Below are 8021 nucleotides of genomic sequence, written 5' to 3'. Positions count from 1 at the left end.
CCGCAGATCAACACCCAGGCGCCTCCGCCTCCGGTGACTGTGGCCATCGAACCGACGAAGAAGGAAGACCGTCAGGAATACACGGGCCCGCCCGTGATCGTCCCCGGACCTCCGCCTCCGCCGGCTCCGCCCGCGCCGCCGCGTCCGTCGGTCATCACCAACCCCAGCTGGTCGCGCCCGCCGCGTCCGACTGAACGAGACTTCCCGCAACGTGCGCTTGATCGCGGCGTGGGCGGCTCGGCTACGGTTGAGTGCACCGTCACCCCCAGCGGTCGTCCCTCGGACTGCCGCGTGGTGTCGGAAGAACCGTCCGGCATGGGCTTCGGCACCGCCGCAGTGCGCATCGTCCAGCGCGGGCAGCTTTCGCCCCGCACGGTCGACGGCGCTGCGACCAACGCCAAGTTCGTCGTTCGCGTGCCCTTCAATCTGGGCGACTGACGCGATCGACAACGTCGAACTGAAGAACGCTCCGGGGCTCTGTCCCGGAGCGTTTTTCTTTGTCTGGCCTCACGCCCTTCCTTCTTCGTGATAGATTGACGCAATCGCGCGACGCGCGCTTGGGATGCGGGAGATCTCATGGAGCGTTCGCGCCATGCGATGGCTGCTTGCGCGGTCACTCTGGCGCTTGGCGCCGCCGGATGCGCCGGGGCATCCAGACCTGGCGCGCCGGAAGCAGGCTACGCCACGATCGAGTGCGCTGTCGCTTCAGATGGACGAGCCACGAACTGTCGTGTGCTGTCAGAGTCGCCGGCCGGCCAGGGTTTCGGCGCCGCGGCCCTGGACATCGTCCAACGCGGACGGCTTTCGGCGCGCACGGTCGAGGGCGCCGAGGGCGCCAAGTTCGTCGTTCGCGTGCCCTTCATGCTGGCGACCGCCACGACCGAACCGCCAGGCCAGGTCCAGACTCCGGTGGAAGGGCGTCCAGATCACCCCTAAGGTCTCCGACTGGCGCTTCGGCGGCGCTCCCCCCTGGTCTTGGGGCTTGTCCGCTGATGCATCTGAACGGAAGAGAAGCCGCATGAAACACGCCCTTGTCGCCGCCGTCTCCACGCTGGGGCTGATGCTGGCCGGCTGCGCCTACAACGAGAGCCTGGGCCGCAATCAGTTCCTGATCGTCGATGACAGCGCCCTGATCCAGCAGTCTGACGCCGCCTGGGCGGAAACCCTGCGGACCGAGAAGCTCTCGACCAACGCCGCCCAGAACGAGCGCGTGCGCCGCGTCGGCGGCCGCATCGTCCAGGCCGCGGGGCTTGCCAACCGGGCGTGGGACTATCGCGTCTTCCAGGACGACAGCCCCAACGCCTTCGTTCTTCCGTCGGGCAAGATCGGCGTGACCACGGGGCTGCTGGCCCTGACCCGCAACGACGATCAACTGGCCACGGTCCTGGGCCATGAGGTCGGCCACGTCGTCGCCCGCCACGCGGCGGAACGCTATTCGACCCAGTCGACCGCGGGCCTGGTGCTGGGCGCGGTGCAGAGCCGGGCAGGGGACTATTCGCAGGCCGTGGGCGCCTTCGGCGGATTGGGCGCGCAACTGGGGCTGCTGCTGCCCTTCTCGCGCAGTCATGAGCTGGAGGCGGACCGTCTCGGCGTCGATTATGTCGCCGCCGCCGGCTACAAGCCGTCCGAATCCGTGGCCCTGTGGCGGCTGATGGCCCAGCAGCGCCAGTCGGGGGCGCCGGAATTCGCCTCGACCCACCCGTCGGACCAGACCCGGATCGCCGCCCTGCAGCAGTATATCGCCAGCCGCGGCTGGAACTGACGGGGGATAAAGTGAATTTCCTGAATATGCGTATTGCCGACCGGAGCGAGGCCCGCTAGAGAACCGCCCTCGCGTTGATCGCGCCGCCTTAGCTCAGTTGGTTAGAGCGCCGGTTTGTGGAACCGGAGGTCCTCAGTTCAAGCCTGAGAGGCGGTACCATCACCCCCACGAATCGCTTTCAGCGATGTGGAGTGATGCAGAGATGAGCGACGCTTCCCCCGTGTGGGACCCCCGCCAGTACAGTCGGTTTGAAGCGCAGCGCGACCGCGCCGCGCTCGATCTTCTGGTGCGTCTGCCTGAAGATTTCTCACCCGGCGAGATCTGGGACCTGGGCTGCGGAACCGGCCAGCACGCGGCCCTGCTGAAACGGCGCCACCCGAATGCAAACGTGCACGGCATGGACTCCAGCGAGGCCATGCTGGATCAGGCCCGCGCCCTGTCAGCCGAGGTTGACTGGTCCGTCGGCGATATCGCGACCTGGGCGCCTGAGCGCCCCGCCGACCTGATTCTGGCCAACGCCTCGTTGCAGTGGCTGTCCGATCATGGGGCGCTGTTCGGCCATCTGGCGGGGGCGTTGGCGCCCGGGGGGCTGCTGGCCGTGCAGATGCCGATGGCCTGGGAGACGCGCCACCACACCCTCATGCGTGAAACGGCGGCTGACGGGCCGTGGGCGGCGGTTCTGGCGGGGGTGGACACGATCGCCCCTCTGTTGCCGGCCGAGGCCTACTACGAGGCCCTGGCGCCGCAGTGCGACGACATCGACATCTGGGCCACGACCTATCTGCACGTCCTCAGCGGCGAGAACGCCGTGCTGGAATGGATGAAGGGCACGGCGCTGCGGCCCTATCTGACCGCGCTGGCCGGCGATCCGGCGATGCGGGACGCCTTCCTCTCGGCGCTAGGCGAACGGCTGTCGCGAGCCTTCCCTAGGCGGACGGACGGGGCGACTCTTCTACCATTTCCTCGTCTGTTTCTTGTCGCGCGGCGTCGCTGAAGCGATGGCGATGCAGATGCTCGATCGGGCACTTCAGCGTCGTCAGCGCGGCCTGCGCGGCGGCGTAGCCTGAGGAAACGGCCGGGTCGTAGGCCTTCCAGTCGCGGATATCGACGCCTTCGGGGCGGGGCAGGATCAGCAGGTCGGTGTCGGCCCGCGCCTGCATCAGTTCGGCCTCGGTCGTCAGGGTGGCGGAGCGCATCAGCACCGACACGATCGGCGGCCCCTTCTTCCAGGCGCCCGAGACGATCCAGCGCCACCAGGAGGGCGGGTCCTCCAGCGCCTTGGGGTCGACGCCGCGCGTCTGGGACACGTCCACGCCGACGACCGGGCCGCTGTTCAGGCGACGCATCACCTCGCTGGGAAAGTTGCGCAGCACGGCGCCGTCCACCAGCACCTGACCATTCATCACCACAGGCGGCATGACGCCGGGGATGCTTATCGAGGCGCGCAGGGCGTGGCGCAGCATCCCTTCGCGATGAACTTCCACCTTGCCCGACGTCAGATTGGTCGAGACCGCGAAGAAGGGCAGGGGCATGTCCTCGATGTTCACGTCGCCATAGGCGTCCTGCATCAGCCGCGAGACCTTGCGGGCGTGGGTCATGGCGATGATGGGGAAGGCGATGTCCGACAAGGGGTCGGATATGACGAAGGCCTTGCGGATGCGCTCGTCCAGCTCCTCGTCCGACCAGCCGAGGCCGGGACCCGCGGCGATCACCGCCCCCATTGAGGAGCCGCCGATGAAGTCGATCGGCATGCCTGCTTCGCGCAGGGCCTTCAGCGCGCCGATGTGGGCGTAGGCGCGGGCGCCGCCGCCTGACAGGACCACCCCGACCGCCGAGCCGGTGACGATGCGGGCGATCCGCGCCGTGTCGTCGAACAGACCTTCGACCGCATGGAACCAGCGGCCGGGCTTGAAGGCGTCCAGCCAGGCGCGGGTCCGGGTCGGGCGCGCCATGTGAGCGGGACGCAGCAGGATCAGGTCGGTCAGCGGGTGGGCTTCGTCCTCGATCTCGGGCGGCAGAACGGGGGCGTGCGGCTTGTGGTCGGCGTCGCCCACGATGAAGACCCGGTCCACCTGTCGGGCGCACAGGGAGGCCCATCCGGGCTCGTCCGACTCAGCGACGTAGAGGACGTAGTCATGCGCGTCCTCGACGCTCGAGAACCACTCGGCGGCGGACGACAGGGCTGTGTGGTCGATGATGCGGCAGGTGAAGCCCTGGGCCTCGACCGCACGGGCCACGCGCTCGACGAAGCTGCGAATCGGCTGGGCACGGGCCGAGACGAAGCCGAAGACGGTCGGGTCGGAGCCGGTGGAGTTGCGGTCGCGCGCCCGGGTCAGCATGACCTGGCCCAGTTCGGCCATCAGGGCGGGCTCGGCGCGGGCGGCCTCGAAGAAGGCGTCGCGGGGCAGGGCGACCACGTCGCTGTCGCGAAGGGCCACCACATTGGCCATGTGGGTCGTGCCCGCCAGCATGGCCATTTCGCCGACGGGATCGCCCGGCTTGATGACGCCGACGAACTGAGGCCCGCGTCCGTTGTCGTCGCGAAACACGCCCAGCCGCCCGGCGCGCAGGAGGTAGAGGGTGTCGGCGGGGTCGCCGGTCGAGAACAGCCGTTCGCCCCGCGTCAGGGCGAACCAGCTGGCGCGGGTGTTCTTCGTGCCCTCGAAGACGCGTGCGAGGGCGGCTTCCAGCGAGTCGGGCAGCGTGTCGGGACGTTCGGCAGCCATGACGGAGGTTTAGGCTGGAATCTGCTCGACAGGAAAGCCGACGCTTCCCAGCGGCCCGGAAGCCTCCTAAACCTTGGGGCATGCCCAAGCTGATTTCCGCCGTCGATCGCAACAGTCCTGCTTTCAAAACGCTGGATGCGCACAATCGCGCCCTGCGGGATGAGCTCTACGAGAAGGTGGCCAAGGCCGCGCGCGGCGGCTCCGACGCCAGCCGCGACCGCCATGTGGCGCGGGGCAAGCTGTTGCCGCGCGACCGGGTCGAGCGCCTGCTGGACCCGGGCTCGCCCTTCCTGGAGGTCGGCCAGCTGGCCGCCAACGGCATGTATCGCGACGAGGCCCCCGGCGCGGGCATGATCTGCGGCGTCGGCCGGGTGTCGGGCCGCGAGGTCATGATCGTCGCCAACGACCCGACGGTGAAGGGCGGCGCCTACTTTCCCCTGACGGTGAAGAAGCACCTGCGGGCGCAGGAGATCGCCGAACAGAACAATCTGCCCTGCGTCTATCTGGTCGATTCGGGCGGGGCCAACCTGCCGCACCAGGCCGAGGTCTTCCCTGACCGCGACCACTTTGGCCGCATCTTCTTCAACCAGGCGCGTATGAGCGCCAAGTCGATCCCGCAGATCGCCTGCGTCATGGGCTCCTGCACGGCGGGCGGCGCCTATGTGCCGGCCATGTCCGACGAGACGGTGATCGTGCGCAATCAGGGCACCATCTTCCTGGCCGGCCCGCCGCTGGTGAAGGCTGCGACGGGCGAGGTCATCTCGGCCGAGGAACTGGGCGGCGCCGAGACCCACGGCCGCAAGTCCGGCGTGGTCGACCATGTGGCCGAGAACGACGAGCATGCGCTGGAGATCGTCCGCTCCATCGTCGCCAACCTCAACACGGTGAAGGCCGTGCCGCTGGACGTGCGCGAGCCGCGCCCCCCGGCTCTGGACCCGCAGGAGCTCTACGGCATCATTCCCGACGACGTGCGCGCCCCCTATGACGTGCGCGAAGTCATCGCCCGCATCGTCGACGGCTCGGAGCTGGACGAGTTCAAGGCGCTTTACGGCACTTCGCTGGTCTGTGGCTTCGCCCGCATCTGGGGCATGCCGGTGGCCATTCTGGCCAACAACGGCGTGCTGTTCTCGGAGAGCGCCCAGAAGGGCGCGCACTTCATCGAGCTGGCCTGCAAGCGCAAGATTCCGCTGCTGTTCCTGCAGAACATCTCGGGCTTCATGGTCGGCGGCAAGTACGAGGCCGAGGGCATCGCCAAGCACGGCGCCAAGCTGGTCACGGCGGTCGCCAGCGCCGAGGTGCCCAAGTTCACCGTCCTGATCGGCGGCAGCTTCGGCGCCGGCAACTACGGCATGTGCGGCCGCGCCTACAGCCCGCGCTTCCTCTTCACCTGGCCCAACAGCCGGATCTCGGTGATGGGCGGCGAGCAGGCGGCCTCGGTGCTGGCCACCGTCCACCGCGATGCGGACACCTGGACGCCGGAAGAAGCCGAGACCTTCAAGGCGCCGATCCGTCAGAAATACGAGGACGAGGGCAACCCCTACTACGCCACCGCCCGCCTGTGGGACGACGGCGTCATCGACCCGGTCCAGACCCGCGACGTCCTGGGCCTGGCCATCAGCGCCAGCCTGAACGCCCCCATCCCCGAGACCACCTTCGGCGTGTTCCGGATGTAATTCACATAATGATCCTTCTCCCCTCGGGGGAGAAGGTGGCCTGCGGAGCAGGTCGGATGAGGGGGCGCTGTCCGCAAGCAAGTTGATGAGAATAGGTATGGAGCCGACGTTCCCCTCATCCGTCTCGCTGGCGCGAGCCACCTTCTCCCCCGAGGGGAGAAGGGATTAGGTTGCGGCCATGCACCAGTCGCCGGACAGAACGCGACGCGCTCGGCGTCTTCGCGAAGACACAACCTCCGCTGAAGCCCGCCTTTGGGCGCTGCTTCGCAATCGCGGCTTCGAGGGATGGAAGTTCCGTCGTCAGGCGCCTGTTGCGGGCTATGTGACGGACTTTCTTTGCCCGGAACTCAGGCTGGTTCTCGAACTGGACGGCGGGGTTCACCGCCTGCGCGAGGCTGAGGACGCGTTGCGCGACCATCGTCTGTCCGAGGCCGGTTTCGTTGTCGTTCGCTTCTCAAACGAAGCATTTTTGCACAATCCCAATATCTTGCTGGACGCGATCCGCCTTCGCGCGGCACAGATGGGGAAATCGCCCCCTCATCCGGCTTGCTCCGCAAGCCACCTTCTCCCCCGAGGGGAGAAGGAAGACATTTCAGGCGTTGAAGCTTGAAGGAGCCGACCATGACCGACCAGAAGCCGACCGAAGAAGACCTGAACGCCCTGGACGTCACCGACGCCGAGGCGGCCGAGATGAACGCCATCGCCCATCCCTTCGTCGCCGATCCGGCGCCGGACGCCAACGACGAGCTGGTCAAGATCGACGCCCTGCCGTCGGGCGTGGTCTTCGTCACCATCAACCGGCCCGAGAAGAAGAACGCCTTCGACGCGGCCACCATCGCCGCACTCTATGAGGCGTTCGAGACCCTGCAGGGCGCCGACCGGGTGCGCGTGGTCTTCATCCGCGGCGCGGGCGGCACCTTCAGCGCGGGCGCCGACCTGAACTGGATGGCCGACGCCGCCGGCTGGTCCGAGGCTGACAACCGCGACGACGCCATGGGTCTGGCGAAAATGCTCAAGGCCCTGCACGACGTGCCGGCCCTGACGGTGGCCCTGGTCGAGGGCGCGGCCATGGGCGGCGGGGCGGGCATCGTCGCCGCCTGCGACATGGCCGTGGCGGTCGAGGGCGCGCGCTTCGCCTTCTCGGAGGTCAAGCTGGGCCTCATCCCGGCGACCATCGCCCCCTATGTCATCGAGGCCGTCGGCGCGCGCCGCGCCCGCCAGCTGTTCCTGACGGCCAACATCTTCGACGCTGACTACGCCGCCCACGCGGGCCTGATCGACCTGGTCCTGCCGGAAGGTTCTGTGGACGAATTCATCTCCATGCTGACCGACAGCCTGACGACCTGCGCCCCCGGCGCCATGGGCGAGGCCAAGCGTCTGGTGAACGACCTGGCCGGAGAGGCCATCGACCATCGCCTGCTGGAAGAGACCGCCAAGCGCATCGCCCGCGCCCGCGTCTCGGAAGAAGGCCAGGAAGGCGTTCGCGCCTTCCTGGACAAGCGCGCCCCGAGCTGGGCGCAATAAGGTAGCCGAATGTTCAAGTCCGTCCTGGTCGCCAATCGCGGCGAGATCGCCTGCCGCGTCTTCCGCACCGCCCGCCGCATGGGCCTGCGCACCATCGCCGTCTATTCCGAGGCCGACGCTGACGCCCTGCACGTGCGCGAGGCGGACGAGGCGGTGCTGATCGGCCCGGCGGCGGCGCGCGAATCCTATCTGGACGCGGCCAAGGTGCTGGCGGCGGCCAAGGCGACGGGGGCGGAGGCCATCCACCCCGGCTACGGCTTCCTGTCCGAGAACGCCGACTTCGCCGAGGCGGTCATGGCGGCGGGCATCGTCTGGATCGGCCCGCAGCCGTCCTCG

At 68.3% G+C, this 8021-nt stretch carries 9 protein-coding genes and 1 tRNA gene; 9 read left to right on the top strand and 1 reads right to left on the bottom strand.

Features of this window, described 5'->3' with window-relative positions:
- The 5 genes from VGE49_RS00270 to VGE49_RS00250 form a co-directional block, all read left to right on the top strand.
- Positions 1 to 438, top strand: a 438-nt coding sequence (locus VGE49_RS00270) for an energy transducer TonB (protein WP_331032589.1), incomplete at its 5' end; no start/stop codon positions are given.
- Between the two features lie 138 nt (positions 439 to 576).
- Positions 577 to 936: a TonB family protein gene (locus VGE49_RS00265; protein ID WP_331032588.1), complete on the top strand. Its 360-nt coding sequence runs from the start codon at positions 577 to 579 to the stop codon at positions 934 to 936.
- Between the two features lie 82 nt (positions 937 to 1018).
- Positions 1019 to 1762 carry a M48 family metallopeptidase gene (locus VGE49_RS00260; protein ID WP_331032587.1) on the top strand — a complete coding sequence of 248 codons (744 nt, stop codon included), beginning with the start codon at positions 1019 to 1021 and terminating at the stop codon, positions 1760 to 1762.
- An 82-nt stretch (positions 1763 to 1844) separates the two neighbouring features.
- A tRNA-His gene (locus tag VGE49_RS00255) sits at positions 1845 to 1921 on the top strand.
- 43 nt (positions 1922 to 1964) lie between these two features.
- Positions 1965 to 2756, top strand: a complete 792-nt coding sequence (locus tag VGE49_RS00250) for a methyltransferase domain-containing protein (protein ID WP_331032586.1) — start codon at positions 1965 to 1967, stop codon at positions 2754 to 2756.
- Here the strand turns inward: VGE49_RS00250 and VGE49_RS00245 are convergent.
- Positions 2689 to 4488 carry a patatin-like phospholipase family protein gene (locus tag VGE49_RS00245; RefSeq protein ID WP_331032585.1) on the bottom strand — a complete coding sequence of 600 codons (1800 nt, stop codon included), beginning with the start codon at positions 4486 to 4488 and terminating at the stop codon, positions 2689 to 2691. The genes VGE49_RS00250 and VGE49_RS00245 overlap by 68 nt on opposite strands.
- An 80-nt stretch (positions 4489 to 4568) precedes the next feature.
- Here VGE49_RS00245 and VGE49_RS00240 point away from each other — a divergent pair, with 80 nt between their 5' ends.
- The 4 genes from VGE49_RS00240 to VGE49_RS00225 form a co-directional block, all read left to right on the top strand.
- Positions 4569 to 6161 (top strand): carboxyl transferase domain-containing protein, encoded by a 1593-nt coding sequence (locus VGE49_RS00240; RefSeq protein WP_331032584.1) that lies wholly within the window; start codon positions 4569 to 4571, stop codon positions 6159 to 6161.
- Positions 6162 to 6339: 178 nt separating this feature from the next.
- A complete protein-coding gene (locus tag VGE49_RS00235) occupies positions 6340 to 6771 on the top strand; it encodes an endonuclease domain-containing protein (protein WP_331032583.1) in 432 nt (143 codons plus the stop codon).
- 11 nt (positions 6772 to 6782) lie between these two features.
- Positions 6783 to 7685, top strand: coding sequence for an enoyl-CoA hydratase-related protein (locus VGE49_RS00230; protein WP_331032582.1), 903 nt, complete (start codon positions 6783 to 6785; stop codon positions 7683 to 7685).
- A 9-nt stretch (positions 7686 to 7694) separates the two neighbouring features.
- A partial coding sequence (locus VGE49_RS00225; RefSeq protein ID WP_331032581.1) for a biotin carboxylase N-terminal domain-containing protein occupies positions 7695 to 8021 on the top strand: 327 nt, incomplete at its 3' end.

It is taken from the genome of Brevundimonas sp., assembly GCF_036405315.1.
Classification (GTDB): Bacteria; Pseudomonadota; Alphaproteobacteria; order Caulobacterales; family Caulobacteraceae; genus Brevundimonas.
Note: the sequence above shows the minus strand (reverse complement) of the source record. Positions and strands in the feature narration are given on the sequence as shown.

Bases quoted from the DNA above. Each gene is read 5' to 3' on its own strand.
- VGE49_RS00265 (WP_331032588.1), top strand. From the start codon at position 577: ATGGAGCGTTCGCGCCATGCGATGGCTGCTTGCGCGGTCACTCTGGCG.
- VGE49_RS00260 (WP_331032587.1), top strand. From the start codon at position 1,019: ATGAAACACGCCCTTGTCGCCGCCGTCTCCACGCTGGGGCTGATGCTG.
- VGE49_RS00250 (WP_331032586.1), top strand. From the start codon at position 1,965: ATGAGCGACGCTTCCCCCGTGTGGGACCCCCGCCAGTACAGTCGGTTT.
- VGE49_RS00245 (WP_331032585.1), bottom strand. From the start codon at position 4,488: ATGGCTGCCGAACGTCCCGACACGCTGCCCGACTCGCTGGAAGCCGCC.
- VGE49_RS00240 (WP_331032584.1), top strand. From the start codon at position 4,569: ATGCCCAAGCTGATTTCCGCCGTCGATCGCAACAGTCCTGCTTTCAAA.
- VGE49_RS00235 (WP_331032583.1), top strand. From the start codon at position 6,340: ATGCACCAGTCGCCGGACAGAACGCGACGCGCTCGGCGTCTTCGCGAA.
- VGE49_RS00230 (WP_331032582.1), top strand. From the start codon at position 6,783: ATGACCGACCAGAAGCCGACCGAAGAAGACCTGAACGCCCTGGACGTC.